Source organism: Pseudomonas sp. HUK17 (genome assembly GCF_001566765.1).
On record NZ_LSMW01000012.1, the window covers coordinates 1 to 26405 of the forward strand.

Consider the following 26405-nt stretch of genomic DNA (forward strand, 5'->3'; position numbering starts at 1 on the left):
GAATCCGTATTGTTGGGCTTCGCCGATGGAGTCGTCTCAACCCAACCTACGATCTAGCCGCCTCTCCTTTCGGGAGAGCCGCCGTAGGTTGGGTTGAGCGCAGCGAAGCCCAATAATGCCCAGATCGAATCCGTATTGTTGGGCTTCGCCGATGGAGTCGTCTCAACCCAACCTACGGTCTCTACAGCAGCGTTCGCGCCAGGGCCTGGCGCCAACCGGCGTAGAGCTCGGGTACGGCATTAGCCCGCGGCTCATAGCGGCGACGGGGTCGTTCGAGATCGGCCAGGGCCGCGGCGTCCTGCCACCAGCCGAGGGCGTGGCCGGCCAGGTGGGCGGCGCCAAGCGCCGAGACCTCCGGCGACAGGCTGCAGATCACCGGCCGCTGCAGGAGATCGGCCTGGAATTGCAGCAGCCATTCGTTGCGCGTGGCGCCGCCATCCACCCAGAGTTCTTCCAGGGGCGTCGGGCTGTCCTGCTGCATGGCGTCGAAGACGTCGCGGATCTGGTAGGCGATGGCTTCCAGCGCCGCGCGCATCAGGTGCGCCCGCCCGCAGTTCTCGGCCAGACCGCAGAACAGCCCACGGGCTTCGGCCCGCCAGTGCGGCGCGCCCAGGCCTCCCAGCGCCGGGACGAAATAGACCCCGCCGTTGTCCGGCAGCGCCGCGGCTTCCGCGGCCAGGGCCTCCAGCTCTCCGGCGCCGCCCAACAGCCGCGCGGTCCAGCCCACGGCGGCGCCGGTGTGGACGATGTTGCCTTCCAGGGCAAAGGTCGGGGTATCCCCTAGGCGCCAGGCCAGGGTGGTGGCCAGGCCATGGGCGGACACCACCGGCTCGGCGATGGGTGTCATCAGCGAAGAACCCGTGCCCAGGGTGGCCTTGACCTTGCCCGGCACGAAACCGCCCTGGCCGAACAGCGCCGCATGGGAATCGCCGATCATGGCCAGGATCGGCAGACCGGCCGGTAACGGACCCTGGGCACGGGTCTCGCCAAAGTAGCCGGCACTGGGTCGGATCTCCGGCAACGCCGCCCGGGGAATGCCGAAGAGGCTCAGCAGCTGTGGGTCCCAGTCGCCGCCGCGCAGGTCGAGCAACTGGGTACGGGCCGCGTTGGCCGCGTCGATGAGAAAGCTCGTGCCACCACTGAGTTGCCAGAGCAGCCAGCTGTCCACGGTGCCCAGGCAGATGTCGCCGGCGGCGGCGCGGGCCGTGCCGTCGGGGATCTGCTCGAGCAGCCAGCGCCATTTGCCGGCGGAAAACATCGGATCCAGCGCCAGGCCGCTGCGCTGCAGGATCAGCTCGCCCTGCCCGGCGGCGTGCAAGGCCTCGCACTGCGGCTGGGATCTCTTGCACTGCCAGCTCACCAGCGGACCGAGCAACTGGCCGCTGCTGCGCTCCCAGGCCAGGGCGGATTCGCGCTGATTGCTGATGGCGATGGCTGCCAGGGGGGCATCCGTCTGGGCCAGGCAATCGCCGATGGCGCCCTGCAGGGCTTGCCAGATGGCCAGGGGATCCTGCTCGGCATAGCCCGCCTGGGGATGCTCGACCGTGAGCGGCCGGGACCCGCGGGCCACGACCCGCCCGGCGCGATCCACCAGGATCGCCTTGGCATTGGTAGTGCCCTCGTCGAGGGCGAGGATCAGCGGTTCGGCGGCCATGGCAGCTCCTGTTGTTGTTCTTGTCCTAGGCGCCGGCGTATCAGCGCAGGCGCTGCACCGCAGCGACGATACCGGCAGCGTCGATGCCGTGCTTGGCGCGGGTCGGCCCGCGCGCGCCGGCGGCAGCATACTCGCCATCGGCGATGCCCAGGCGGATCAGCGGCACGCCCAGGGCGGCCTCGGCCATGACCTCGGCCACCAGACTGCCCACCCCGCCGTTGGCATTGTGTTCTTCCACCGTGACCACCCCGCCGCGGGCGGCGCAGAGGGCTTCCAGCAGGGCTTCGCGCTGTAGCGGACGGATCGACGACAGGTTGATCACCTGGGCGCTGATGCCCTGCTCGGCCAGCAACCGGGCGGCGTCCACCGCCTCATGGACCACGGAACCCAGGGCCACCAGGCTGACGTCGTGACCCTGGCGCAGCACGTCGACCTGACCGGGGACGAAGCGGTAGTCGGACCCATGCAGATCGGGCAGCGCCTTGCCGTCCAGGCGGATATAGACCGGACCGTCATGGGCCAGGGCGTGCTCGACGATCTGCCGGCACTCGGCGCCGTCGGCCGGGGCATAGATTTCCACGTTGCCGAAGCCGCGCATCACGGCGATGTCGTCGAGGCTGTGGTGGGTACTGGCCAGGGGACCGTAGCTGGCCCCGGCGTTGAGGCCGAACATCTTGACGTTGGACCTGTTGTAGCAGACGTCCACCTTGACCTGCTCGTTGGCGCGGGAGATCAGGAAGGGCGCGGCGTTGCAGGTCACCGCCACCTTGCCGGCCAGGCCCAGGCCAGCCGCCACCCCGACCAGGGTCTGCTCGGCGATGCCGACGTTGACCAGGCGCTCGGGGAAGCGTTTGACGAAGGGGCCGATCTTGGCCGTGGAGGTGGAGTCGCTGACCACCGGCACCAGGTCGACGCCGGCGTCCACCGCGGCGATGAAGGCCTCGACCATGACGCTGGCGAGATGGGCTTCGCCCGGGATCTGGGTATCAGTGGCCATGGTCGAGCTCCTCCAGTGCAGCGGCGATCTCGTCGCCCTTGGGCACCCGGTGGTGCCATTCGGGTTTGCCCTCGATGAAGGAAACCCCCTTGCCTTTGACGGTATTGGCGATCAGCACCTGGGGCTGGCCGCGGTGATCGCGCAACGCTTCCAGGGTCTCCACCAGTTGGGCCACGTCGTTGCCATCGCACTCGACCACATGGAAGCCGAAGGCGCGCCACTTCTCGGCCAGGGGCTCCAGCGGCAGGATCTCGGCGGTGGGGCCGGCCAGTTGCAGGCGGTTGTGGTCAACGATCACCGTGAGGTTGTCCAGCCGATACTTGGCGGCGGTCAGCGCCGACTCCCAGTTGGAGCCCTCGCCCAGTTCGCCATCGCCGGTCAGCACATAGACGCGGCGCGGACTGCCATCGCGCTGGGCGGCCAGGGCGATCCCCGTGGCGACCGGCAGGCCATGGCCGAGGGCGCCGGTGTTGAGCTCGATGCCGGGGGTCTTCTGCCGTACCGGATGACCCGGCAGGTGGGAATCGAAGTGCTGGTAGGTGTCGAGCCATTCCGGCGGGAAGTAGCCGGCTTCGGCCAGGCAGCAGTAGAGGCCGCCGACGCCGTGGCCCTTGCTCTGGATGTAGATGTCGCGCTGGGGATCGGCGAGGCGTTCAGGGGCGACGTCGAGCAGGCGGAAATAGAGGGTGGCGAGGATGTCGGTCTCCGACAGATCCGCCCCGGTATGGCCGCCGGCAGGCGAGCCGGCGTTGAGCTGGATGACGTGCCGGCGGATCAGCCGGGCCTTTTCGCGAATCTGCGCGACGTCGTACTGGAACGGATTCATCAGGCGACCCCCTCGGGTATCCGAAGCTGCAGTGGAGCAGACGCCTGCCGAGGTTTCAGTGGGCGTCTTATGAATATTTATTCGTCACTGAAAATATATTTATCATTTAGACCCCAATCCGCAGGGTCGTCAATAGCCAGGAAAGGCCATTGGCGATCTGGCGAGCGGATAGAATGCGTGGCGGGATGCGGGATTGCCGAAGCCATCGCGTTCGGCATACAGCGATGAAAAGGCGCTTGACTTCCACCCGGAACAGGCAGAGTCTGAATTAAAAATCAGGCACGCATAAATATTCAAGCGAGCCCTACACAAGAACAATAACCTCAGGAGAAGCTCGTGGACGCCAAAGCCCCGATCGCCTCGCCACCCGCCAAGCCCCTCGCCCGCCTGGCGCTACGCCTGCCCCGCAACGTCGGCGGTCCGCTGATCGGTCTGGCGCTGCTGATCGCCGTGTTCTCCTTTGCCTCGGAGTATTTCTTCTCCGTGCGCAACGCCCTCAACATCCTTGACCAGGTGACGGTGCTCGGCATCCTGGCCATCGGCATGACCCTGGTCATCGTCATCGGTGGCATCGACCTGTCGGTGGGCTCGGTGCTGGCCTTTTCCATGATGCTGCTGGGCTGGCTCTATCAGGACATCGGCTGGCCGCTGGGCCTGGCGATTCCCGCAGCCATCCTCGGCGGTCTGGTGTGCGGCCTGGTATCGGGAATGCTCATCGCCAAGGCACGGTTGCCCGCCTTCATCGCCACCCTGACCATGATGTCGGTGGCCCGGGGTCTGGCCAACATCCTTACCGACGGCCGCCAGATCGTCGGCTTTCCGGACTGGTTCACCAGCTTAGCCACAGTACGGCACTTCGGCTTCCTGTCGGTCACCGTCGGCCTCTTCCTGCTGATGCTGCTGGTGGCCTGGGTGTTCCTGCGCTTTCGCGCCGGTGGCCGCAACCTCTATGCCATGGGCGGCAGCGCCGAGGTGGCGCGGTTGTCAGGCATCAAGGTGCGCACCCTCACCATCTGGATCTATGCCCTGAGCGGGGCCCTGGCGGGCCTGGCCGCGGTGGCCATGGCCGCGCGGCTGGATTCGTCCCAGCCCAGCGCCGGCCTGTCCATGGAGCTGGATGCCATCGCCGCGGTGGTGATCGGCGGTGCCAGCCTCAGCGGCGGCGTCGGCAGCGTCGGCGGCACTCTGGTGGGCGTGCTGATCATCGGCGTGCTGCGCAATGGTCTGAATCTGCTGGGGGTCTCGCCCTTCGTGCAGCAGGTGATCATCGGCATCGTCATCGCCCTGGCCGTCACCCTGGACACCCTGCGCCGCCGTAACGGGCAGCGCTAGGTCTGCTCTGCTTCGTCTCGTCACCGCAGTACAACAATAACAACGGAGTGCCATCCATGCTGACCCCCAAGAAGCTGTTGCTCAGTACCCTGTTCGCCGCCATGACCTGCACCGCTGCCTTCAATGCCCAGGCCAAGGAACTCACCGTGGGCCTGGCCGTGGCCAACCTGCAGGCCGACTTCTTCAATCAGATCAAGCAGGCCGTCGAGGCCGAGGGCAAGGCCAAGGGCATCAAGGTCATCACCGTGGACGCCCAGGGCAACTCGGCGACCCAGGTCAACCAGATCCAGGATCTGATCACCCGCCAGGTCGACGCCCTGATCTATATCCCGGCCGGCGCCACCGCCGCCGGTGTCCCGGTCAAGGCGGCCAAGGCCGCCGGCATCCCGGTGGTGGCGGTGGACCGCAACGCCCCCGATGCCCCGGGTGACACCTTCATCGCCAGCGACAGCGTCGCCGCCGCCCGCACCCTGGCCGAATACGTCGGCAAGGTCACCGAAGGCAAGGGCCGCGTAGCCATCCTCCAGGGCCAGATCGGCACCACGCCGGAAAACGATCGCGCCAAGGGCTTTGCCGAAGGCCTGGCCAAATTTCCCGAGCTGAAGGTGGTGGCCCAGCAACCCGCCGAGTGGGCCCAGGACAAGGGCTTCGCCGTGGCCCAGGACATGCTCCAGCGTGACCCCAACATCAACGTCTTCTTTGGTCGCGCCGACGCCATGGCCCTTGGCGCTGCCCAGGCGGTCAAGGTGGCCAACCTCGATCATCCGGTGACCATCGTCGGCTTCGACGGCGACGTGGCCGGCCTCAAGGCCGTGGCCGCCGGCACCCTGTCCGCCACCATGACCCAGCAGACCCGCAAGATGGGCCGCATGGCCCTGGAATCGGCAGTGGCGCTCAAGGAAGGCAAGCAGCTGCCCAAGGAGCAGCTGCAGCAGGCGATCCTGACCACCAAGGACAACGTCGCCCCCTTCATCGAGAACCACCCCTAACGGTGCGTCTGGCCCGCGGCGGGTAACGGCCGCCGCTGCCAGCTCCTGCCCCAGGTGCCTCCCAAGGGAAGCACCGTTTCAGCTCCCCCCTTCGGAGGCCCCATGTCCGCCGTCATGCCCCTGGAACAGCCCGCGGCCCTCAGCCTGAGAAACATCGGCAAGAAATACGCCGGCATCGAGGTGCTCAGCGGCGTGGACGTCGATATCCAGCCCGGTGAAGTCCTGGCCCTGCTCGGCGAGAACGGGGCCGGCAAGTCCACCCTGTCGTCCATCATCGCCGGCCTGGTGCCGCCCGAGACCGGTGGGCGCATGACCTGGCTGGGGCGCGACTACGCTCCGGATTCTCCCGGCGCCGCCCTGGCCGCCGGCATCGGCCTGATTCACCAGGAAATCCGCCTGCTGCCGGAGCTGACCATCGCCGAGAACATGTTCGTCGGTCGCCTGCCCATGCGCGGCGGCCGCATCGATCGAGCCTTCATGGAAACCGAGGCCCAGCGTCAGCTGGATCGCCTGGGCTTGAAGGTACCCGCCACGCGCACCGTGGCTGGCCTCAGTGTGGCCGCCCAGCAGCTGGTGGAGATCGCCAAGGCGCTGACCCTCAAGGCGCGCCTCTTGATCCTCGACGAACCCACCGCGGCCCTGGGCGGCGAAGAGACCGAATTGCTGTTCGCCCAGGTCGAGCGGCTCAAGGCCGAGGGCGTGTCCTTCATCTACATCAGCCATCGCCTGGAAGAGATCGCGCGGATCGCCGACCGGGTCCTGGTGTTGCGCGACGGCCGCCAGATCGCCCTGCACGCCACCGCCCAGGTACCGGTGCGGCAACTGGTGGAAGAGATGGTCGGGCGCAGCGTGGAGCGCATCTTTCCGGCCATGGCCGCGCCCGCCGCCCGCGAGGTGCTTCGGGTGAAGGGTCTGAGCTGCCGCGAAATGCCGCTCAAGGACATCGATTTCAGTGTGCGCGCCGGCGAGGTGTTCGGCGTGGCCGGGGTAGTCGGCGCCGGCCGTACCGAGCTGGTCCGCGCCATAGCCGGCGCCGCCGAACAGGTCACCGGCGAGCTGGCGCTGGAAGGCCAGACCTGCCGCTTCGCTAGTCCCTGCGAAGCCATCCAGGCCGGCATCGTGCTGGTGCCCGAGGATCGCAAGCAGCAGGGCGTGGTGGTCGACCATGCCATCGAGGAAAACCTCATCTATGGCAACACCGACCTGCTCGCCGCCGGTGGCTGGGTGTCCCCCGGTGGCCTGCGCGCCTTCGCTCGCAAGGCGGTGGCCCGGCTCGGCGTCAAGGGCCATCCGGAGCAGGCCATCGCCGCCCTCTCCGGTGGCAACCAGCAGAAGGTGATCATCGCCAAGTGGCTGGCGCGCAACCCCAAGGTCTTCATCCTCGACGAGCCCACCCGCGGCATCGACGTCGGCGCCCGCGCCGCCATCTACCAGGTGATCGCTGAACTGGCGGCCACCGGCATGGCGGTGATCGTGGTCAGCTCGGATCTCGACGAGGTGCTCGGCCTGTCGCACCGGGTCATGGTGATGAGCCGTGGCCAGCAGATGGGCATTCTCGAACGCGAACAGGCCACTCCGGTGGCCGTGATGGAACTGGCTACCGCCTGACTAGGAGTTTTCTCATGCGTCTCTTCGATCTCGGCGGCCAGACCGCCTTCGTCACCGGTGCCGGCAGCGGCATCGGCCAGGCCATCGCCGTCGGCCTCGCCGAGGCTGGCGCCAATGTGGCCTGCTTCGACCTGCCCGGCAGTCGCGACCTCGCCGGCACCGTCGAGCGCATCCAGGCCCACGGCCGCCGCGCCCTGGCCCTGGAAGGCTCGGTGACCAGCGCCGCTGACCTGGAAGCCGCCGTGGCCCGCACCGAGGCCGAACTCGGCCCCTTGAGCCTCGCCGTCAACAGCGCCGGCATCGCCAACGCCCAAGCCGCCGAGGAACTGGAGCTGGAGCGCTGGCAGCGCATGCTCGACATCAACCTCACTGGCGTGATGCTGAGCTGCCAGGCCCAGGCGCGGGTCATGCTGCCGCGCGGCAAGGGGGCCATCGTCAACATCGCCTCCATGTCCGGCAGCATCGTCAACCGCGGCCTGCTGCAGGCCCACTACAACACCTCCAAGGCCGGCGTCATCCACCTGACCAAGAGCCTGGCGATGGAATGGGCCGAGCGCGGCATCCGGGTCAACTGCATCAGCCCCGGCTACACCGCCACCCCCATGAACACCCGTCCCGAGGTGGCCGACCAGGTCAAGATCTTCGAGCAGACCACCCCGCTGGGCCGCATGGCCGAAGTGGAGGAAATGGTCGGTCCGGCGATCTTCCTCTGCAGCCCTGCCGCATCCTTTTGCACCGGGGTGGATCTGATCGTCGATGGTGGTTTCGTCTGCTGGTAACACGTCGCTGGCGATTCGGCACAGCCAGCCTGCGCCGGGCTGCCGCCAGACTTTAGGAGGTTTCACGTGGAACGTCGCTTCGCTGGTCAAACCGTGGTCATCACCGGCGGTTGCCGAGGCATCGGCGAGGGTATCGCCGAGCGCTTCGGTCGTGAGGGTGCCAATCTAGTACTGGTGTCCAATGCCGAGCGGGTGCATGAGACCGCTGCACGGCTGGTGGCCGATACTGGGGCCGAAGTCCTGCCGCTGGTGGTGGACATCACCGACGAGGCGGCGGTGGCCGACCTCTATGCCCAGGCCGAAGCCCGCTTCGGGCGCATCGACGTCTCGGTGCAGAACGCCGGGATCATCACCATCGACGCCTTCGACCGCATGCCGCGCGAGGACTTCGATCGTATCCTGCAGGTCAACACCACCGGCGTCTGGCTGTGCTGCCGCGAGGCGGCTAGGCGCATGGTCGCCGCCGGACGTGGTGGACGCCTGATCAACACCAGCTCCGGCCAGGGGCGCCAGGGCTTCATCTACACGCCCCACTATGCGGCGAGCAAGATGGGCGTCATCGGCATCACCCAGAGTCTGGCCCACGAACTGGCGCGCCATGGCATCACGGTCAACGCCTTCTGCCCGGGCATCATCGAAAGCGAGATGTGGGACTATAACGACCGGGTCTGGGGCGAGATCCTTTCCACCCCGGAAAAGCGCTATGGCCAGGGTGAGCTGATGACCGAATGGGTCGGCAACATCCCCATGAAGCGCGCCGGCACCCCGGCCGACGTGGCCGGCCTAGTGACCTTCCTGGCCTCGGCGGACGCAGCCTACATCACCGGCCAGGCGATCAATGTGGACGGTGGCCTCATCATGTCCTGAGATCGCCCCCTGGGCGCCCAGGCCGCAAAAGCCTTGGCGTCCAGCGAGAGGCTGAGGGAAAATAGCGGGAAAATGCGCCTTTCTAACAGGTACGTGCCTGCTTTTCGGCGGTTCGTCATGGCCAGGCCGGCCTGGCGACCCTGGGCGCGACCTAGCCGCTGGTACCGGGAATCTGGATGAGTAACCTCGAAGAACAACGCCTGCTGACCAAGATCGCCTCCCTCTACTACGAAGAGGGACTCAAGCAGTCGCAGATCTCCGAACAGCTCGACCTGTCGCAATCCTTCGTCAGCCGCGCCCTGAGCCGAGCGCTCAAGGAAGGCATCGTGCGCATCTCGGTGCAGCGGCCACGCAACTTCCACCTGGAACTGGAGCGTCAGCTGCAGCAGCGCTACGGCATCCGCCAGGCCATCGTGGTGGAGCCCACCGGCGATGACGAAGAGGCCATCAAGCAGGCCATCGGCTCGGCCGCCGCCCATTACCTGGAAACCAGCGTCACCGAGAAGGACCACATCGGCATCTCTTCCTGGAGCTCCACCATCCGCGCCATGGTCGGCCACATGCATCGGGGCAGCAGTCGCCAGGGCGCGACCGAGGTGGTGCAGCTGCTCGGCGGGGTCGGCAACAAAGGGGCTTTCGAAGCCACCCTGCTGACCCAGCAACTGGCCAATCTGCTCGGTTGCCCGGCCTATCTGTTGCCGTCCCAGAGCATCGAGCAGTCACCCGAGAGTCGCCAGCGCATCCTGCAACTGGACGAGGTACGCGAGGTGACCGAGCGCTTCGCCCGGCTCACCGTGGCCCTGGTCGGCATCGGCGAGTTGGAGCCTTCGCAGCTCCTACGCAACAGCGGCAACTACCATGGCGAGGCCATGCTGGAAGTGCTGGCCGCCCGCGGCGCTGTGGGCGACATCTGCCTCAGGTACTTCGACGCCCAGGGCCGGCCGGTGCTGGACGACAGTGAAGAGACCGTAGTGTCGGTGGGCCTGCCGCAACTGCTGGAGATCGACCGCGTGGTGGGTCTGGCCGGCGGCCTGCGCAAGGTCAACGCCATTCGTGGTGCGCTGCAGGGTGGCTATCTGGATGTCCTGGTGGTGGATCTGCGCACGGCCCTGGCGCTGGTGCCTTGAGCGCACCGCGCCGCTGAGGCGGGGCACGCCTGCGCTGTCTTGTGCTGCCTACAAGCGGAACTGTCGCACCGCACCGCTCAGGTCACCGGCCAGACGCGCCAGGTCGGTGCTGGCGGCCGCGGTCTGCCCGGCCCCGGCGGCGTTCTGGGTGGACAGGTCGCGAATGCTGGTGAGGTTGCGATCCACCTCGCGGGCCACCTGGGCCTGCTCTTCGGTGGCAGCGGAGATGCTCAGGTTGCGCTCGGTGATCTGCACGATGTGGCGACCGATCTCGGCCAGGGCCTCGCCGGCGGCCGCGGCCACCGTCAGGCAGGCACCGGCCTGCTGATTGCTGGTGGCCATGGCGTCCACCGCCTTGCCCGCGCCACCCTGGATGGCGCCGATCATGTCTTCGATCTCACCGGTGGATTGCTGGGTGCGGGCCGCCAGGGCGCGTACCTCGTCGGCCACCACGGCGAAACCGCGCCCCGCCTCGCCGGCCCGCGCGGCTTCGATGGCGGCGTTGAGCGCCAGCAGATTGGTCTGTTCGGCGATGCCGCGGATGACGTCGAGCACCCCGCTGATGCGCTGCACCTGGGCGGCCAGGCCGTCGATCTCGCCGCTGCTGGAGGTCACCGCCGTGTGCAGCGCGTGAATGGTGGTGAGGGTCTCCTCGACCCGGCGCTGGCCAAGATCGGCCGAGGTGCGCGAATCCTGGGCGGCGGCGCTGGCGGCAGCGGCATTGCGCGCCACCTCCTCCACCGCAGCGGTCATCTGGTTGACGGCGGTGGCGGCCTGGGCCAGTTCGTCGTTCTGCCGTTGAATGCCGCGCAGGCCGGTCTCGGTGACCGTCGACATCTCCTCGGAGGTAGACGCCAGGGTGGTGGACGACAGGGTCAGCCGCTCCAGGGTGCCGCGCAGGTTGTCCTGCATCCGCGCCATGGCCGCCAGCAGCCGGCCGGGTTCGTCACGCCCGTCCTGCTCGACCGACCGACTGAGGTCATTGGCGGCGATGCGTTCGGCCACCGCCAGGGCCTTTTCCAGCGGCCCGGTGAGACTGCGGGTGAAGCGCCAGGCCAGCAGCAGGGTACCGGCCAGGGCCGCCACCATCACCGCCACGGTGATGGCGATGGCGTTGTGGTAGCTGGCCATGGAAGCAGCGGCCAGACGCGTGACCTTGCCATCGACCAGCCCGGCGAGTTCGTTGACGGTGGCGCTCAGGGCATTGCCGCTACGGGCCATCTCGCCGTCCTGACCGGCGAGCTTGAGCAACTCGGCGTCGTTCTGGTCGTCCAGCGCCTTGAGATAGCGGTTCTGGTTGTCCAGGTAGGTGGTCAGCTGGCCGGTCAAGCGGGTGTAAACCTCACGCCCGTTGTCGCTCAGCAGCAGGGCGTCGAACTGGCGCACGTGCTGCTCCAGGGTGGCCTTGGCCGCGTCTATGGCCTTGTGCACGGCCTGGGTCTCGGCGTTGGAGGTCGCCAGCATCAGGCCCTGGTTGTGCATGCGCAGACTCAGCAGGTCGGCGCGGATCTCGCCGATGACCTGGACGCTGGGAATCACGTTGCCGACGATCTGCTCCTCGCCCTCCTTGATGACGCGATTCTGGCCCAGGGAAAACAGCCCGAGGCCGATCACCAGCAGGGCGAAGAAACCAAAGGCAACCAGGGCCCGCGGGGCGATGTTGAGGGAGCGTAGCTTCACCGGGAAGACCTCGAAAAAAAAAGATTAGCCTCCTCATGATCGGCCAAACGGCGTCAGGCTTTAGGGTTCACCGGCGCCGGATGGACGATTTATCGCCTAGGCCTCCCCCGCCTCGCTCAACCGCGTCTGCGCCAGACGTTTCGCGCCGGCCACGTCGGCCTTACCGGTCCCCAGTTTCGGCAGGCTGTCCACCGCCAGCCAAGCCGAGGGCAGCAGCAGTCCGCTCACCCCCTGGGCCAGCAGCGTCTTTTCCACCGCCGCGCCGTCCAGGGTGCCGGTATGCAGCACCACGATGCGCTCGCCCTTCCTGGCATCCGGCAGATTGACCGCCTGCAGCTCGATCTCCGGATCGGCCACCGCCTTGGCCAGGGCCTGCTCCACGGCGCCCAGGCTGACCATCTCGCCGCCGATCTTGGCGAAGCGCGAATAGCGGTCGACGATGGTGAGAAAGCCGTCCTCGTCCAGCCGACCCTGGTCGCCGGTCACGTACCAGCGCTCGCCGTCGATCTCGCGGATCGCCTTGGCGGTGCGCTCGGGATCGTTCAGGTAGCCCTGCATCAGTTGCGGTCCGCCGATCAGCACCATGCCCGCCTCGCCGGTGGGCAATTCGGCAAGGGTCTGGGGGTCGACGATCTTGAAGCCGGTCCCTGGCAGCGGCATGCCCACGGTGCCGAGCTTGCCGCCACGCTGCACCTGCAGGTAGCTGACGTCCAGGGCGTCGGGCAGGTTGACCGACGCCACCGGCGCGGTCTCGGTGGCGCCGTAGCCTTCGTAGATGTCCTGGTTGAACTTGAGCTTGAAGGCCTCGCGCACCGCCGGATCCAGGCGCTCGGCACCGGCCACCACGATGCGCAGACTCTCCAGCATCAGCGGATGCACCTTGGTGTTGCGCACGAACAGCCGCAGGAAGGTCGAGGTGCCGCAGAGCACCGTGGCGCGATGGGTGGCCACCGCCTTGGCGATGCCGGCCACGTCGGTGGGATCGGCCTGGCAGACCACCGGCACCCCCTCGATCAGCGGCAGGAACTGGGTCACGGTGAGGCCGAAGGCGTGGAACAGCGGCAGCGAGGCCATGAAGACGTCGTCGTCCTGGGTGTTGAGCACGTCCGAGGTCTGCTTGAGATTGGCCATGAGGTTGCTGTGGCTGAGCATCACCCCCTTGGGCGTACCCTCGCTGCCACTGGAGAAGAGGATGGCGGCGGTGGCCGCGGGATCGTGGGCGCGGCTCACCAGCACCTGCAGCATAGCGGTGGGCAACAGCCGGACCGCCAGCCAGTTGGCCAGTAGTTCGGCCTTGCCGATGCCGGCGCGCAGCTCTTCCAGGTCCACCACCTCGCGTCCGGCGAGCAACTCCTCCACCGGCAGACCGCGCTTCTGCAGGCGTTCGAGAAAGCGCCGGGAGGTGTAGACGGTACGGATGCCGGCCTGGTCCAGGCCGGACGCCAGGGCCTCGGGGGTGGCCGTGTAGTTGAGATTGACCAGGGTCTTGCCGGCCAGCAGCACCGCCATGTTGGCCAGCATGCCGCCACTGCTGGTGGGCAGCAGCAGGCCGAGATTGGCCTCGGGCCGCTTGCGCATCCGCCGCGCCAGGCAGGCGGCGCCGGTAAGCGCCTGGGCGGCCTTGAGCGGCGCGCCCAGGTCGTCGATCAGGGCCAGGCCATTGGGCCGGCGCTTGACGCTGGCGACCCAGGCGTCGGCCAGCGACGGCAGGCCCTGCATATAGCGCTCCCAGGAGCGAATCGACAACTCGAAGATCCGCCGCTTGAGCACATCGGCCGGGGTGTCCTTGGGCAGCGCCTTGCCAAAGGCCACCACCACCTCGCGGTGCAGCGGACTGTCGCGCAGCTCCTTGAGCTTGCTCGAAGAACGCGAGAACTGGCTGCCCCAGAGGCCGCGCAGATAGAAGGGCACGATCCGCACCTCCGGGCCGACCCGCTCGCAGGCCTTTTCATAGCCGCGGCGGAATTCGCCGAGCTGGCCGGTACGGCTGATGGCGCCTTCGGGGAACAGGCAGACCACCTCCCCCGCACTCAGCAGGCCAGCCACCTGCTCCAGCGCCGCGCCGGCGCCGCTGCCCTGGGCGATGGGCAGGCACCCCATCGCCTTGAGGAAGGGCTTCAGGTACCAGCGCTCATAGATCGACCTGAGCATCACGAAGCGCACCGGTCGCGGACTGGCGATCTGCACCATGGCCCAGTCCACCCAGCTGATGTGATTGCCCAGCAGCAGCACCCCGCCCTGGGCCGGCAGGTTCTGCAGCCCCTGGACCTGGATGCGGTAGTGGCGGGTGACCATGAGGCCGAGCAGGAAACGCACCAGACTCTGGGGCAGCTTCCACACCGTGTAGGCCCCGCCGATCAGGGCCACGGCGGCGATCAGCAGCAGTAGCCAGCGACTGTCCAGGCCGAGCAGAGCGATCACCGCGGTGAGCACCAGAAAGCTCAGCATGGCGACGTTCTGCACCCAGTTGTTGGCCGCCAGCACCGTGCCGAGCTGGTCCTCACGGGCATGGAACTGGATCAGGGCATTGAGCGGCACGATGAACAGCCCGCCCATCAGGCCGATGAAGACGAAATTGAGCGCATGCACCAGCGCCGAAGTGGGCGCCGGCAGCCACCACAGGCCAAGGGCGATGCCCAGGGCGCCCACCGGGATCAGCCCGGTCTCGATGCGCCCGCGGGAGGCCCGGCTGGCCAGCGCCGAGCCCAAGGCGATGCCGATGCCGGCGCAGGCCAGGATGCCCTGCAACAGCAGCACGTTGTCGATGCCCAGGTGATCCTTGGCATAGGCCGGAAAGCTCGCCAGCAGCACCTGGCCCACCGACCAGAACACCGCCAAGCCGATGATCGACAGGCGGATCACCGAATTCTCGCCGATCACCGCCAGGTTGCGCCGGGCGGTCTGCAGCCGCAGATAGGCATGCCAGTCGAAGGGCTCGCGCGGCTTGGGCTCTTCCAGCAGCGGCAGGCGATAGAGCAACGCCACCTCGGCCAGGCTGCAGAGCACCAGCAGCCAGCCCAGCGGCGCGATGTCCTGCAGGATCGCATGGGGCGTGGCATGGCCCTCGCCCAGGTGCAGCTGGAAGAAGGCGGTGAAGACCACGGTGCCGGCCAGGATGGCGATGATGGAATTGGCCTGCACCAGGCCATTGCCCTCGGCCAGCCGCTGCTTGCCGAACAGCGCCTTGATGTAGCCGTACTTGGCCGGCGAATAGAAGGTCGCCTGGATGGCCAGCAACAGCGTCATGGCGAAGGCCAGTTCGAACAGTCCGGCATAGTAGGCCAGGGTGATGCCCAGGGTGATGGCTACCGCCGCCCAGCCGCCGAGTCGCAGCACCCGCACCTTGGCGAAGCGATCGGCCACATGGCCGGAGGGACTGAACAGCAGGATGAAGGGCAGCAGCATCATGCCGTTGACCAGGGCGGTCAGCACCACCTGGGTGGAACCGTCATAGACCTTGAACACGGTGTTCTGGATGACGATCTTGTGGCCAAGATCGACGAAGGCGTTGAGAAAGACGGCGATCAGGTAGGGCCAGGCCCCCTTGATCCGGTGCAGCTTGTCCATGCGGAGTCTCTTTCGAGCAGGGGAATCCGTAGCCTGAGTGAGACGCCCTGGCAGCGCAAGCAGCGCCACTGGTCAACAAATATGCGAATCAGGGCTATACAAGCTCGCGAAAGCGAGTATGGTGTGGGCACTGCTACTGCAATAGTTACTCGATACCTGCTTGATGTTGCTTCATTTTCATCTCCTGGCTCGTCTCACTCTCGCATTACAGTCCCGTTAACGAATGTCTCGCTAACGTGGTTGTTCCCCCTACACCTGGAGATACTCATGTCCAATCGTGAAAATGGCACCGTCAAGTGGTTCAACGATGAGAAAGGCTACGGCTTCATCACCCCGGAAAGCGGCGCCGACCTGTTCGTGCACTACCGCTCCATCGAAAGCGCCGGCTTCAAGAGCCTGAGCGAAGGCCAGAAGGTCACTTTCGTGGCTGTCAAAGGCCAGAAGGGTATGCAAGCTGACCAGGTTCAAGTCGTCTAACGACTGATCCGGTTGCAGAAAGGCCCCGCTTCGGCGGGGCTTTTTCGTTTCTGGGGTTTAGCATTCAAGCCAGCCTTACCACGCTTCACTCCGATCCCCCACCTGGCAATCAAACGTCCAGGCGCGGCCAACGCCCCTTCCAACAGGGCGAGCGCAATCGTTGCGTAAGGGGTCGAGCGGCATGGATGCCGCGAGAGTCGCGAGGGCCAAGGAAGGCCCTTCGCGGCGGGCCCTTGGAGCGACGATGGAGAGAGCGGACCCCGGCGCAGCCGGGGCCGGATGGCGGGGCAAGCGTTTTTGCTTACTTTTTTGGCGATTGAAAAAAGTGAGTCGCCCGGCGGGGCGAAACAAAAGTATCCCCAAAGCACGATAACGAGCTGAGCAACCGTTTTTACCGAAAGCCGGGCTTAATTCAGCCCTTGTCATACGCCCTCTCTAGCGCCTCGTTGAGTGTCCTCAGCACCTTAACCCGCGCGAAACGCTTGTCGTTGGCCTCCACCAGCGTCCAGGGCGCGATGGCCGTGCTGGTCTGCACCACCATGTCGTTGACGGCCTGGCTGTAGAGGTCCCACTTGTCGCGATTGCGCCAGTCGTCCTCGGTGATCTTGAAGCGCTTGAAGGGCGTTTCCTCGCGGGCACGAAAGCGCTCCAGCTGAGTGTCCTGGTCGATGGCCAGCCAGAACTTGGCCAGCACGATGCCGGCGTCGTGGAGCTGCTCCTCGAAGTCGTTGATCTCGCCATAGGCCCGCTGCCAGTCGGCGACCGGTGTCAGCTCCTCGACCCGCTCCACCAGCACCCGGCCGTACCAGGAACGATCGAAGATGGTGAAATTGCCCAGGCGCGGAATGTGCCGCCAGAAGCGCCAGAGATAGGGCTGGGCGAGTTCCTCGTCGCTGGGCGCGGCCACCGGGACGATGCGGTACTGGCGCGGATCCAGGGCGCCGGTGACACGGCGGATGGCGCTGCCCTTGCCGGCGGCATCGTTGCCCTCAAAGGCCGCCACCAGGGCATGACGGCGATACTTCTTGTCGCGCAGGCGCCGCGCCAGGCGGGCCTGCTCGGCGAGCAGCTGGTCCTCGTAATCGGCCTTGTCCAGGCGCTGACCCAGGTCCATGGCCTCCAGCACGCCGCGGCCATCCACCGGCGGCGGCAGCACGGCGGCGGCCCGGCGCTGCTTGCGCGGCTTGTTGGCCAGGGCGCGCTGCAGCGCCTTGAGCAGCACGGTGCCGACGGTCAGGCTGCGAAAGCGCTCGTCGAAACCGGGCACCACGTGCCAGGGGGCGTAGTCGTGATGGGTCCGCCGCACCACCCGCTCGCCCTCCTTGACGAAGCGGTCGTAGACCTTGGCCTGGCGCCAGTCCAGCGGACTGAGCTTCCAGCCCAGGCGAGGATCGTTCTTGAGGTGCTTCAGGCGCTGCTTGAGCTGGGGCTTGGAAAGGTGGAACCAGAACTTGAGGATCAGCGCGCCCTCGTCGGCGAGCATCCGCTCGAAACGCTCCGCCTGGCCGATAGCGGCATCCAGTTCGACGCGACTGAGCGCCTTGTTGACCCGCCCATGCAGCATCTGGCTGTACCAGTTGCCGAAGAAAACGCCGGTCCGACCCTTGCCCGGCAGGCGCTGCCAGTAGCGCCAGGCCGGCGGGTGCTGGCGCTCCTCGACGGTGGGCTGCAGAAAGGTCTCGACGCGGATCAGGCGCGGATCCATCCACTCGTTGAGCAGCTTGACCGTCTCGCCCTTGCCCGCACCCTCGATGCCATTGATCAGTACGATCACCGGGAAACGGCCCTGCGCCTTGAGTTCGTATTGGGCGGCCAGCAACGCTTCGCGCAGCTTGGGCAGCTTGGCGTCGTAGGTGGCCTCGTCGAGCAGGTGTTCGTTTTCGGCGGCTTCGAACATCCGGATCTCCTCGCTCTGGTGGTCGGGCAACTATAGCCCTTCTGACCGGCCAGGCGGCAGGCGGTGCCCGCTGCTAGATCTCATGAAGGAAATATGACGTTTAGATGAAATTTGGCATCTCCCGCTGTCGTGGAGGTCTTTCTTACCGTTACGCTCCCGCGCAGCGCGGGTCTGCAGTCCACCTATTGAGGAGAGTTCGATGGCCTTTCGTTTCGATGCGCGGCAAGCAGCTGACGAGGAAGTCCGCCGCGTGGTGACGGATCGTCTGGTACAGGCTGAAACGTCCCTGGCGAGCGGTACCCCCAAAGGCGTCCACGAGACGCGCAAGCGCCTCAAGGAACTACGCGCCCTCTTGCGGCTGTTGCACGGCGCCCTGGGCAAGCGCGCCTTCGCCAGTCGCAATCGGCGCCTGCGCGACCTGGGCCGCCAGCTGTCGTCGCTACGCGACAGCGCCGCCCTGGTGGAAAGCTGGGACAAGCTGGGTGAGTCCGACCGCAAGAGGTTCGCTTCGCCGGCCATGAAGCGGGTGCGCCAGCGCCTGCAGGAGCGCGCCGACCAGCAGATCGCCGCGGCCAGCGGCCATCCCGAGTTGCTCGAGGAACTGACCGCCCTGCGCGAGGAAGTGGCTGGCTGGAAGCTCTCCGGCAAGGGCTTCGGGCTGTTCGCCCGTGGCCTGGAAGACAACTACAAGGCCGGGCGTCAGGCGCTCAAGACCGCCCGCGACAAGCCCACCGACGAGACCCTGCACGACTGGCGCAAGCGGGTGAAGGATCACTGGTATCACACCCAGCTGCTGGCCGCGGCCTGGCCGGCGGAATTCAAGACGCGCCAGAAGAGCCTCAAGCGTCTTTCGGAATACCTGGGCGACGATCACGACCTGGCGGTGATGCAGCTGTTGCTGGAAAGCGAGCCGACGCTGTTCGGCGCCAGCAATACCCGCCTGGCGATTGGCGAGAGCCTGGCCCAGCAGCGCGAGCGCTTGCAGGCGAAGGCCTTTTCCCTGGGCCTGCGTCTCTATCTGGACAAGCCCACCGCCCTCGCCGAACGCTGGCGGGACCTCTGGCGATTGGCCAGCCGCCCCTATGAGTCGCGCAAAGCCAAGCCCAAGAGCGCCAAGGCCCCTGCCGGGCTGTTGCCACACCTGGTCGAAGAATCGTCAGTCTAACGCCTGGGCCAGACGGATCTGTCGCACGTGGTGGTGGTCCAAGGTCAGGACATACCACCACGACGAGGTCTCGCGATGAAATCCAAGCTGCTCGCTTCCCTGTTTGCCTGTTCCGTCCTGGCCAGCACCGCGGCCCTGGCCGACCAGCCCGGCGCCGACTGGATGCCCATGAACGACGTCAAGTCCAAGCTCATGGAGCAGGGCTACACCTCGATCACCAAGATCGAAGCCGATGACGGTCAGTGGGAAGGCGAAGGCATGAAGAAAGATGGTATGAAGTATGACTTCCATGCCGACGCCAAGACCGGCAAGATCACCAAGGAAAAGATGGACATGTGATCTCTCGGGGACCTGGCCGTAGCGCCGGGTCCCCCTTCGCGCCTGCCGTCTCTTTCCCACACCCTCTTCGTCCGGTCGGCCCTTCCTGAGCCGCCCTCTTCGTCACCTAGGAACCCCCATGTACAGTACCGCTTTGGTCGAGCTGCTGCGCACCCACGAGCGGGCGCTGCTCGACGCCTGGATCGGCGCCCAGCGCGCGGCCGGCATGCGCATCGACCTGCTCGACGAAACCACCATCCTGGCCAACTCCGCCGAGCTGTTGCGGCGCATCACCGTGGCCGCCGCCCAGGGCCTGGGTGATCTGCGCGAGCCGCACTGGCAGCCGGTGCGCGCGCTGCTGGAGCGGTTTTCCTTCGACCAGAGTCGTGCCGGCCTGACGCCGTCGCAGACGGCGACCTTCGTCTTCTCGCTCAAGGAGCCGCTGTTCACGCTGATCCAGAACGAATGCGACGATCCCCTCGCTGAAATCTGGGCCGCCACCCGGCTGATCGACGACCTCGGTCTGTACAGCATGGAAAGCTATGTGAACGGTCGCGAGACGGTGATCCGCGAGCAGCAGGAAAGCATGCTGGAACTGTCCACCCCGGTGGTGGAACTGTGGGACGGCATCTTGGCCATCCCGCTGATCGGCGCGCTGGACAGCAACCGCACCCAGGTGGTGATGGAGTCGCTGCTGGAAAAGATCGTCCAGACCGAATCGGACCTCGCCATCATCGACATCACCGGCGTGCCCACGGTGGACACCATGGTCGCCCAGCACCTGCTCAAGACGGTGACCGCCGCCCGGCTGATGGGCGCCCAGTGCATCATCAGCGGCATCCGCCCGCAGATCGCCGCCACCATCGTCCATCTGGGCGTGGACCTGGGCGATGTGATCACCAAGGCGTCGCTGGCCGATGCCTTCCGCCTGGCCTTGCGCCAGCAGGGCGTGCGCCTGGCCGCCCCCGCCAAGGGCTAGGAGCGCGCCATGATCGACCGGATTCCGATTCTCAAGCTCGGCCCCTTCCTGCTGCTGAGCATCCAGGTGGACATGCACGACCAGCTGGCGCTGGACCTGCAGGAAGACCTCACCGAGAAGATCGTCCGCCACAAGGCCAAGGGCGTGCTCATCGACATCTCGGCCCTGGAAATCGTCGACTCCTTCATTGGCCGGATGCTGTCCCACATCGCCCAGGTCTCGCGCATCCTCGATGCCAAGGTGATCGTGGTCGGCATGCAGCCGGCGGTGGCCATCACCCTGGTGGAACTGGGGCTGTCGCTGGAGGGCATCGCCACGGCGCTGAACATGGAAAAGGGCATGCGCCGGCTGGAAGCCATGGTCGCCGCGGACGAATCGCTGGAGGAGTCAGAGGGTGGCGAAGACACAGACGCTTCCACTCCGCCAGGAGACTGACATCGTGCTGATCCGTCAGCAGGTGCGCAAGGTCGCCGAAGCCATCCGCCTGGGCCTGATCTCCCAGACCAAGATCGTCACCGCGGCCAGCGAGATTGCGCGCAACGGCCTGGTCTACGGACTGGGCGGCGAATGCCTGATCGAGGAGACACTGCGCGCCGGCAAGCCGGCGATCCGCCTGGTGATCCGTGACCAGGGTCCGGGCATCGCCGACCTCGACCGCGCCATGGTCGACGGCTACACCTCGGGCAAGGGCCTGGGTCTGGGGCTCTCCGGTTCGCGGCGGCTGGTGGACGACTTCCACATCGAGAGTCAGCCCGGCCAGGGCACCACCGTCGAGCTCTGGAAGTGGCGATGAACGACCAGCCGTGCAGCCTGGTGCTGCCGGTGACCACCACGGTCCATGTCGATGCCGCCCGGCGCGCCCTGGTCCGCCTGGCCGGCACCGTCACCACCGATGAAACCCTGCTCGGGCGCCTGACCATCGTCGCCCAGGAGCTGGGCTACAACCTGGTTCGGCATGCCGGACATGGCGAACTCCTGGCCACCCTGAGCGGCGAAGGCGTGCTCGATGTCCTGGCGGTGGATCGCGGCCCGGGCATGCACGACGTCGCCCGCTGCCTGAGCGATCACTACAGCACGGCCGCGACGCTGGGTGCCGGCCTGGGGGCGATCCGCCGGCAGGCCGATGTGTTCGACATCCATTCGCGACCCGGTCAGGGCACCGTGGTGCTGGCCCGCTTTCATCTGGCGGGCACGCCCAGCAGCCGGCTGCAGCATGGCGCCCTGTGCACGCCGCATCCCGAGGAAGAGGTCTGCGGCGACACCTGGGCGGTCAGCGAGCGCCGCCTGCTGGTCTGCGATGGCCTGGGACACGGCCGGCAGGCCGCCACGGCCAGTCGCCGGGCGCGAGAATTGTTCCTGCGCCATGGCGCGCACCTGCCGCTGCAGCGACTGATGGAGAACCTGCACCAGGCGCTGATGGACACCCGTGGCGCCGCCCTGGCCCTGGCCGAGCTGGACCCCGATCAGGGCCAGGTGAGCTTTTGCGGCATCGGCAACATCGCCGGGCGCCTGCTCGGCAACACCTCGCGCAGCCTGGTGTCCAACAATGGCACCCTGGGCTACCGGATCGGACGGATCCAGACCTATACCTACCCCTGGACACCCGGCACCCTGCTGGTGCTGAACTCCGATGGACTGACGTCCAAGGTAGGCCTGGGCGAGCACTCCGGGCTCGGGGCGCGCCATCCGGCGCTGATCGCCGCCCTTCTGCATCGCGACTTCCGGCGCTCCGCCGACGATGCCACCGTTTTGGTACTCAAGCATGTCTGACGTCTTGCCCCTGCTGACCCTCGCCCTGCGCAGCGAGCAGGACATCGTGCATTGCCGCCAGGCCGCCAAGCGCCTGGCCGCGGCTCTGGAATGGCCGGTGCTGGAGCAGATCCGTCTGGCCACCGCGGTCTCCGAACTGGCGCGCAACATCCATCAGTACGCCGGCAGCGGGCATTTCGACTTCGCCCTGCTGCGAGATGACGGCCAGCGCCTGCGCGGCCTGGAGGTGCGTGCGGTCGACCAGGGCCCGGGCATCGCCGAGATGGACGCCATCCGCGCCGGCAGCTATCGCTCCAACACCGGCATGGGTATCGGCCTGCGCGGCGCCCAGCGGCTGTTCGACGACTTCGACATCCAGACCTCCCCCGCCGGCACCTGCATCACCGCCCGCAAGTACCAGGCGCCACGGCCCTTTCCCCACGCTGACCTGCTCCAGGCGCTGACGGCCGACCTGCAAGGCAGTCCGCCACCGGATCCCTATCAGCAGATCCGCCTGCAGAGCGAAGAACTGCTGCTGACCAACACCGAACTGCAACTGCGCCAGTCGGAGCTGGAGGTCACCAACAAGGAACTGGAAAACACCAATCAGGGGGTGGTGGCGCTCTATTCCGAACTGGAAAAGGCCACCCAGGAACTCAAGGAGGCCAGCGAGGCGAAGACGCGCTTCTTCTCCAACATGACCCATGAATTCCGCACCCCGATCAACATCATCGAGAACGTCGCCAAGCTGCTCGCCAGCGGCGTGGACGGGGCGCTCAATGCCGAACAGCAGCGCCAGGTGCGCTTCATCAGCGATGCGGCGCTGGAACTGGCCAATCTGGTCAGCGAGCTGCTGGCCCTGGCCGAGGTACAGTCCGGTCGCCTGACCATCGTGCCCCAGCCCTTCCCGCTGGGGACCTTCGTCGACCGCCTGGAACAGTTCGCCGCCGCCCTGGCGCCGCGCTATCCCCAGGTCAGTTTCAGCGTCGCCCCGCCGCCCGCCGAGGTGCTGCTGGATACCGACGAGAGCCGGCTGTTCCAGGTGCTGCGCAATCTGATCTCCAACGCCTTCAAGTACACCCCTCGGGGCCAGGTGCGCATCCAGGTGTTCCAGCCGGACGACGCCAGCCTGGAATTCCTGGTGGAAGACAGCGGCATCGGCATCGCCGCCGCGGATCAGCAGAAGATCTTCGAGGAATTCGAGCGGATCCGCTCGCCGCACCTGACCCATATCGAAGGCACCGGCCTGGGCCTGCCCCTGGCGCAACGCCTGGCCGTGCTGCTGCGCGGCGAGCTGTCCCTGGACAGCGAGGTCGGCCGCGGCAGTCGCTTCACCCTGCGCCTGCCGCGCCACTACGCCAGTCACCGCGCTGCCGAACCGGAACCCGATCTCAGCGGCCTCACCGTGCTGGTGATCGAAGACAACGAAGGGGATCGCTATCTGGTCCGTCGTACCCTCGAACGGCTCAATCCGGTGCTGCTAGAGGCCGATAGCGCCCGCAGCAGCCTGGATCGGCTCAATGCGGTACGCCCGGACATCATCATCCTCGACCTCGACCTGCCCGACATCAACGGCGAGGATCTACTCGCCAGCATGGACTGGAGCATGCACCGACGGGTGCTGATCAACACCGCCCAGCCCCTGGACGAAGCGGGTCGCCAGCGCCTGCAGGACTACTGCCACGCCATCCTGTTTAAGCACGCCCCCGATCACGCCGAGCGGCTGCTGGCCGAGGTCTGTGCGCTGGCGCGGAGCCTGTCCGATGACTAGTACCCAGCGCCGTATCGTCATCATCGATGACACCGAGGCCAATCGCTATGTGCTGCGCAAGATCCTCGGCAGCCAGACCCACTACGAAGTGCTGGAAGCGGCTAGCGGTGCCGCTGGCCTGGCGCTGATCGACGAATCCGTCGAACTGGTGATCATCGACGTCAATCTACCGGACACCACCGGCTTCGAGCTGATCCAGGCCATCGAGCAGAGGTGCGGTTGGGGTCGGCTGCCGGCCATCATCAACATCTCGGCCACCTTCGTCTCCGGCAAGGACAAGGCCCAGGGCTTCAACACCGGGGCCCAGGCCTACCTGACCCACCCGATCAATCCGGAAGAGGTGCTGGCCACCGTCGGCGCCCTGCTCAAGGCCAGCTCCCGGGTCGGGCACATGGAGCAGCAGCGCAATTCGGCCATCGCCCGCAGCGAGAACCTGCAGGCGGAAAAGGTCATGCTGGAACGCTTCATGAGATCGCTCAACCACGACCTGCGCTCGCCGCTGACGGCCGCCACCATGGTGGTCAACCTGATGCAGCGCAGCCCGGCGCGACGCACCGACGATCTGCTGCAGACCTTGCACGACAACCTGCAGCGCATGAACCAGATGATCACCGACGTGCTGGACATCAGCCACATGAGCCTGGGCGGCGGCGTCCGTCTCAGCGGCGATCCGCTGGTGCTGGGTCCGCTGCTGAACGACGCCGCCGCCAATCTGCAGCTGCAATTCGGCAATCACCTCGAGCTGCAACTGGAGACCCCGGCGCTGGAGGTGCTGTGGGACAGATACGCCTTCCTGCGCATCTTCGACAACCTGGTGCTCAACGCCGCCAAGCATGGCGACACGGGAACGCCGATCCAGGTGCGGCAATGGCTGGCCGGCGATCAGGTCATGCTGGAGCTACGCAACCTGGGGCAGTTTCCCGACGAGGTCCTGGCCAACCTGGCCACGCCCTATTTCATCTCCACCCGCAGCGACAAGCGCGGCTGGGGCCTGGGCCTGCCCATCGTCAAGGCGCTCAGCGAAAGCTTTGGTGGCGAGGCGCGCTTCGCCAATGGCGCGGGCGAGGTGATCATCACCCTGCACCTGCCGCTGCGCCTGGCCTAGCGCAGCGCCTAGGGACCGGATGTAGGTGGAGCTGAGACAGCTCCACCGTCGCAGCCCGACATGGCGGGCTCGACCTGAACAGCGTTGGGCTTCGCTGCGCTCAGCGCCAACCTACTGAAGTTCGTGATGTAGGTTGGGCTGAGACAGCTCCACCGTCGAAGCCCGACATAGCGGGCTCGATCTGGGCAGCGTTGGGCTTCGCTCAGGTTCAGCCCAACCGCCCTCCTCCTCAAAACTCGATCTGCACATCCCCCTGCGGAATACTGCAGCAGGACAGGATGTAGCCTTCGGCTTCGTCTTCCTCGGTGATGCCGCCGTTGTGGTCCATGACCACCTCGCCGCTTTTCTTGAGCACCTTGCAGGTGCCGCAGATGCCCATACCGCAGGCCTTGGGAATGTGCAGGCCGAGCTTGGCCGCGGCGCCGTGGATGGTCTCGCCGGGACCGATGCTGACGCTCTTGTCGCTCTCGGTGAAGGAGATCAGGCACTGGGCTTCCAGGGGAATCGGCGGCAGGTCAGCGGCGGCTTCGGCCTGTTCGGCGGCTTCGACCTTGGCTTCCGGTGGCGTCGCGCCAAAGGATTCCTCGTGGTAGCGGGTCATGTCGAAGTCCAGCTCGCGGAGCATGGCCTTGACGGCGTTCATGTAGGGCGTGGGGCCGCAGCAGAAGATCTCGCGTTCACGGAAGTCCGGCGCCATCAGCTCCAGCATGCGGCGATCGAAGTAGCCGCGGAAACCGGCCCAGGACTCACCGTGCTCGGTGCGCTCGCACACCAGGTTCAGGGCGAAGTTGTCGATCCGCGCGGCCATGTGCTCCAGCTCACCCTGGTAGATGATGTCGCGCGGGGTGCGGGCGCTGTGCACGAAGACCATGTCGACGCTGGCGTTGGTGTCGTAGAACCAGCGCGCCATGGACATCACCGGGGTGATGCCCACGCCGCCGGAGAGGTAGAGCACCTTGTCGGCCGGGTAATCGATGGCGTTGAACAGGCCGACCGGGCCATGCACGGCCAGGTTTTCACCGACCTTGAGGTTGTCGTGCAGCCAGTTGGATACCAGGCCGCCCGGCACGCGCTTGACGGTGATGGAGAAGCTGTAGGGCACCGAGGGCGAGCTGGAGATGGTGTAGGAGCGCATCACCTGCCGGCCATCGATCTCCAGTTCCAGGGTCACGAACTGGCCCGGCTTGAAGAAATACATCAGTGGGATTTCGGCCGTGAAGCAGAAGGTGCGCACGTCCCAGGTTTCCTGGATGACCTTGACGCAGCGCACGGGATGGCGGCCATTGGTCCAGGTCTGGGTGGTTACGGGGTTGAGGAAGGTATTCATGACGCACCTCGACTGCCACTGGGGCTATTGGCGGCGATTCTGGGAGGGCCCCACGACCGCCACTTTCCCAATCGCGACATCCACATGCCGATGGCGACCGGCCCAGCAGGGGCAAGGGCTGGGGCGTCGTGAACAGCGTCGGCCATGTCGCCCATGAGCAAGGCCCCCTCCCGGCTCCGGCCCCACACTCC

At 66.6% G+C, this 26405-nt stretch carries 22 protein-coding genes and 1 pseudogene; 15 read left to right on the forward strand and 8 right to left on the reverse strand.

The annotated features are described in order from the left end of the window. Positions 1 to 181 precede the first annotated feature (181 nt). Genes AX284_RS06975 through AX284_RS06985 form a run of 3 tightly spaced genes read right to left on the reverse strand, consistent with a single transcriptional unit; the run spans position 182 to position 3477 of the window. Entirely contained in the window at positions 182 to 1654 is a 1473-nt protein-coding gene (locus AX284_RS06975; RefSeq protein ID WP_068384339.1) for an FGGY family carbohydrate kinase, read from the reverse strand. A 40-nt stretch (positions 1655 to 1694) separates the two neighbouring features. Beyond that, a complete protein-coding gene (locus AX284_RS06980; protein ID WP_068384341.1) occupies positions 1695 to 2651 on the reverse strand; it encodes a transketolase family protein in 957 nt (318 codons plus the stop codon). Continuing rightward, positions 2641 to 3477 (reverse strand): transketolase, encoded by an 837-nt coding sequence (locus AX284_RS06985; RefSeq protein WP_068384343.1) that lies wholly within the window; start codon positions 3475 to 3477, stop codon positions 2641 to 2643. Before AX284_RS06985 ends, AX284_RS06980 begins: the two co-directional genes overlap by 11 nt. Positions 3478 to 3813: 336 nt before the next feature. On the opposite strand from AX284_RS06985, the gene AX284_RS06990 reads away from it, so the two are divergent. The 6 genes from AX284_RS06990 (at position 3814) to AX284_RS07015 (ending at position 10179) form a co-directional block, all read left to right on the forward strand. Beyond that, positions 3814 to 4809 (forward strand): ABC transporter permease, encoded by a 996-nt coding sequence (locus AX284_RS06990; RefSeq protein ID WP_017641540.1) that lies wholly within the window; start codon positions 3814 to 3816, stop codon positions 4807 to 4809. Between the two features lie 56 nt (positions 4810 to 4865). After that, complete coding sequence (locus AX284_RS06995; RefSeq protein ID WP_068384345.1) at positions 4866 to 5798, forward strand: sugar ABC transporter substrate-binding protein; 933 nt, start codon at positions 4866 to 4868, stop codon at positions 5796 to 5798. A 102-nt stretch (positions 5799 to 5900) separates the two neighbouring features. Then, on the forward strand, positions 5901 to 7406 hold the full coding sequence (locus AX284_RS07000; protein WP_068384347.1) for a sugar ABC transporter ATP-binding protein: 1506 nt from the start codon (positions 5901 to 5903) through the stop codon (positions 7404 to 7406). Positions 7407 to 7420: 14 nt separating this feature from the next. Next, positions 7421 to 8185, forward strand: coding sequence for an SDR family oxidoreductase (locus AX284_RS07005; protein WP_017641537.1), 765 nt, complete (start codon positions 7421 to 7423; stop codon positions 8183 to 8185). Between the two features lie 66 nt (positions 8186 to 8251). Then, positions 8252 to 9052 carry an SDR family oxidoreductase gene (locus AX284_RS07010; protein WP_068384349.1) on the forward strand — a complete coding sequence of 267 codons (801 nt, stop codon included), beginning with the start codon at positions 8252 to 8254 and terminating at the stop codon, positions 9050 to 9052. Between the two features lie 176 nt (positions 9053 to 9228). Continuing rightward, positions 9229 to 10179, forward strand: a complete 951-nt coding sequence (locus tag AX284_RS07015) for a sugar-binding transcriptional regulator (protein WP_064307126.1) — start codon at positions 9229 to 9231, stop codon at positions 10177 to 10179. A 48-nt stretch (positions 10180 to 10227) separates the two neighbouring features. Here the strand turns inward: AX284_RS07015 and AX284_RS12295 are convergent, their stop codons facing one another. The 3 genes and pseudogenes from AX284_RS12295 to AX284_RS07025 all read right to left on the reverse strand — a co-directional run bounded on the left by AX284_RS12295 (position 10228) and on the right by AX284_RS07025 (position 15426). Then, complete coding sequence (locus AX284_RS12295; RefSeq protein ID WP_414204870.1) at positions 10228 to 11100, reverse strand: methyl-accepting chemotaxis protein; 873 nt, start codon at positions 11098 to 11100, stop codon at positions 10228 to 10230. Between the two features lie 33 nt (positions 11101 to 11133). Further along, a pseudogene (locus AX284_RS12300) lies at positions 11134 to 11859 on the reverse strand (MCP four helix bundle domain-containing protein); the annotation flags it as partial. Positions 11860 to 11955: 96 nt separating this feature from the next. Beyond that, entirely contained in the window at positions 11956 to 15426 is a 3471-nt protein-coding gene (locus AX284_RS07025; protein ID WP_068384353.1) for an acyl-[ACP]--phospholipid O-acyltransferase, read from the reverse strand. A 267-nt stretch (positions 15427 to 15693) separates the two neighbouring features. On the opposite strand from AX284_RS07025, the gene AX284_RS07030 reads away from it, so the two are divergent. Then, positions 15694 to 15903, forward strand: a complete 210-nt coding sequence (locus tag AX284_RS07030; protein WP_007160189.1) for a cold-shock protein — start codon at positions 15694 to 15696, stop codon at positions 15901 to 15903. Between the two features lie 412 nt (positions 15904 to 16315). Here the strand turns inward: AX284_RS07030 and pap are convergent, their stop codons facing one another. Continuing rightward, a complete protein-coding gene (gene pap / locus AX284_RS07035) occupies positions 16316 to 17800 on the reverse strand; it encodes a polyphosphate:AMP phosphotransferase (protein ID WP_017641532.1) in 1485 nt (494 codons plus the stop codon). 199 nt (positions 17801 to 17999) lie between these two features. On the opposite strand from pap, the gene AX284_RS07040 reads away from it, so the two are divergent. The 8 genes from AX284_RS07040 to AX284_RS07075 all read left to right on the forward strand — a co-directional run bounded on the left by AX284_RS07040 (position 18000) and on the right by AX284_RS07075 (position 24887). Continuing rightward, a complete protein-coding gene (locus AX284_RS07040) occupies positions 18000 to 18965 on the forward strand; it encodes a CHAD domain-containing protein (RefSeq protein WP_064307123.1) in 966 nt (321 codons plus the stop codon). 75 nt (positions 18966 to 19040) lie between these two features. Then, a complete protein-coding gene (locus AX284_RS07045) occupies positions 19041 to 19304 on the forward strand; it encodes a PepSY domain-containing protein (protein WP_007160186.1) in 264 nt (87 codons plus the stop codon). A 118-nt stretch (positions 19305 to 19422) separates the two neighbouring features. Next, positions 19423 to 20262, forward strand: a complete 840-nt coding sequence (locus tag AX284_RS07050; protein WP_017641530.1) for an STAS domain-containing protein — start codon at positions 19423 to 19425, stop codon at positions 20260 to 20262. Between the two features lie 9 nt (positions 20263 to 20271). Further along, entirely contained in the window at positions 20272 to 20697 is a 426-nt protein-coding gene (locus tag AX284_RS07055; protein WP_068384355.1) for an STAS domain-containing protein, read from the forward strand. Between the two features lie 4 nt (positions 20698 to 20701). Continuing rightward, positions 20702 to 21055: an ATP-binding protein gene (locus AX284_RS07060; protein ID WP_017641528.1), complete on the forward strand. Its 354-nt coding sequence runs from the start codon at positions 20702 to 20704 to the stop codon at positions 21053 to 21055. Beyond that, the gene (locus tag AX284_RS07065; protein ID WP_068384357.1) at positions 21052 to 22032 is read left to right on the forward strand and encodes a SpoIIE family protein phosphatase; all 981 of its coding nucleotides are present in this window, start codon (positions 21052 to 21054) and stop codon (positions 22030 to 22032) included. The genes AX284_RS07060 and AX284_RS07065 overlap by 4 nt, the downstream gene beginning before the upstream one ends. Next, the gene (locus tag AX284_RS07070) at positions 22025 to 23782 is read left to right on the forward strand and encodes an ATP-binding protein (protein WP_068384359.1); all 1758 of its coding nucleotides are present in this window, start codon (positions 22025 to 22027) and stop codon (positions 23780 to 23782) included. Before AX284_RS07065 ends, AX284_RS07070 begins: the two co-directional genes overlap by 8 nt. Continuing rightward, complete coding sequence (locus AX284_RS07075) at positions 23775 to 24887, forward strand: hybrid sensor histidine kinase/response regulator (protein WP_068384361.1); 1113 nt, start codon at positions 23775 to 23777, stop codon at positions 24885 to 24887. Before AX284_RS07070 ends, AX284_RS07075 begins: the two co-directional genes overlap by 8 nt. A 229-nt stretch (positions 24888 to 25116) precedes the next feature. On the opposite strand, the gene AX284_RS07080 is transcribed toward AX284_RS07075, so the two are convergent. Beyond that, positions 25117 to 26214: a hybrid-cluster NAD(P)-dependent oxidoreductase gene (locus AX284_RS07080; RefSeq protein WP_017641524.1), complete on the reverse strand. Its 1098-nt coding sequence runs from the start codon at positions 26212 to 26214 to the stop codon at positions 25117 to 25119. Between the last annotated feature and the right edge of the window lie 191 nt (positions 26215 to 26405).

Bases quoted from the DNA above. Each gene is read 5' to 3' on its own strand.
- AX284_RS06975 (WP_068384339.1), bottom strand. From the start codon at position 1,654: ATGGCCGCCGAACCGCTGATCCTCGCCCTCGACGAGGGCACTACCAAT.
- AX284_RS06980 (WP_068384341.1), bottom strand. From the start codon at position 2,651: ATGGCCACTGATACCCAGATCCCGGGCGAAGCCCATCTCGCCAGCGTC.
- AX284_RS06985 (WP_068384343.1), bottom strand. From the start codon at position 3,477: ATGAATCCGTTCCAGTACGACGTCGCGCAGATTCGCGAAAAGGCCCGG.
- AX284_RS06995 (WP_068384345.1), top strand. From the start codon at position 4,866: ATGCTGACCCCCAAGAAGCTGTTGCTCAGTACCCTGTTCGCCGCCATG.
- AX284_RS07000 (WP_068384347.1), top strand. From the start codon at position 5,901: ATGTCCGCCGTCATGCCCCTGGAACAGCCCGCGGCCCTCAGCCTGAGA.
- AX284_RS07005 (WP_017641537.1), top strand. From the start codon at position 7,421: ATGCGTCTCTTCGATCTCGGCGGCCAGACCGCCTTCGTCACCGGTGCC.
- AX284_RS07015 (WP_064307126.1), top strand. From the start codon at position 9,229: ATGAGTAACCTCGAAGAACAACGCCTGCTGACCAAGATCGCCTCCCTC.
- AX284_RS12295 (WP_414204870.1), bottom strand. From the start codon at position 11,100: ATGGCGCGGATGCAGGACAACCTGCGCGGCACCCTGGAGCGGCTGACC.
- AX284_RS07025 (WP_068384353.1), bottom strand. From the start codon at position 15,426: ATGGACAAGCTGCACCGGATCAAGGGGGCCTGGCCCTACCTGATCGCC.
- AX284_RS07030 (WP_007160189.1), top strand. From the start codon at position 15,694: ATGTCCAATCGTGAAAATGGCACCGTCAAGTGGTTCAACGATGAGAAA.
- pap (WP_017641532.1), bottom strand. From the start codon at position 17,800: ATGTTCGAAGCCGCCGAAAACGAACACCTGCTCGACGAGGCCACCTAC.
- AX284_RS07040 (WP_064307123.1), top strand. From the start codon at position 18,000: ATGGCCTTTCGTTTCGATGCGCGGCAAGCAGCTGACGAGGAAGTCCGC.
- AX284_RS07045 (WP_007160186.1), top strand. From the start codon at position 19,041: ATGAAATCCAAGCTGCTCGCTTCCCTGTTTGCCTGTTCCGTCCTGGCC.
- AX284_RS07050 (WP_017641530.1), top strand. From the start codon at position 19,423: ATGTACAGTACCGCTTTGGTCGAGCTGCTGCGCACCCACGAGCGGGCG.
- AX284_RS07055 (WP_068384355.1), top strand. From the start codon at position 20,272: ATGATCGACCGGATTCCGATTCTCAAGCTCGGCCCCTTCCTGCTGCTG.
- AX284_RS07065 (WP_068384357.1), top strand. From the start codon at position 21,052: ATGAACGACCAGCCGTGCAGCCTGGTGCTGCCGGTGACCACCACGGTC.
- AX284_RS07070 (WP_068384359.1), top strand. From the start codon at position 22,025: ATGTCTGACGTCTTGCCCCTGCTGACCCTCGCCCTGCGCAGCGAGCAG.
- AX284_RS07075 (WP_068384361.1), top strand. From the start codon at position 23,775: ATGACTAGTACCCAGCGCCGTATCGTCATCATCGATGACACCGAGGCC.
- AX284_RS07080 (WP_017641524.1), bottom strand. From the start codon at position 26,214: ATGAATACCTTCCTCAACCCCGTAACCACCCAGACCTGGACCAATGGC.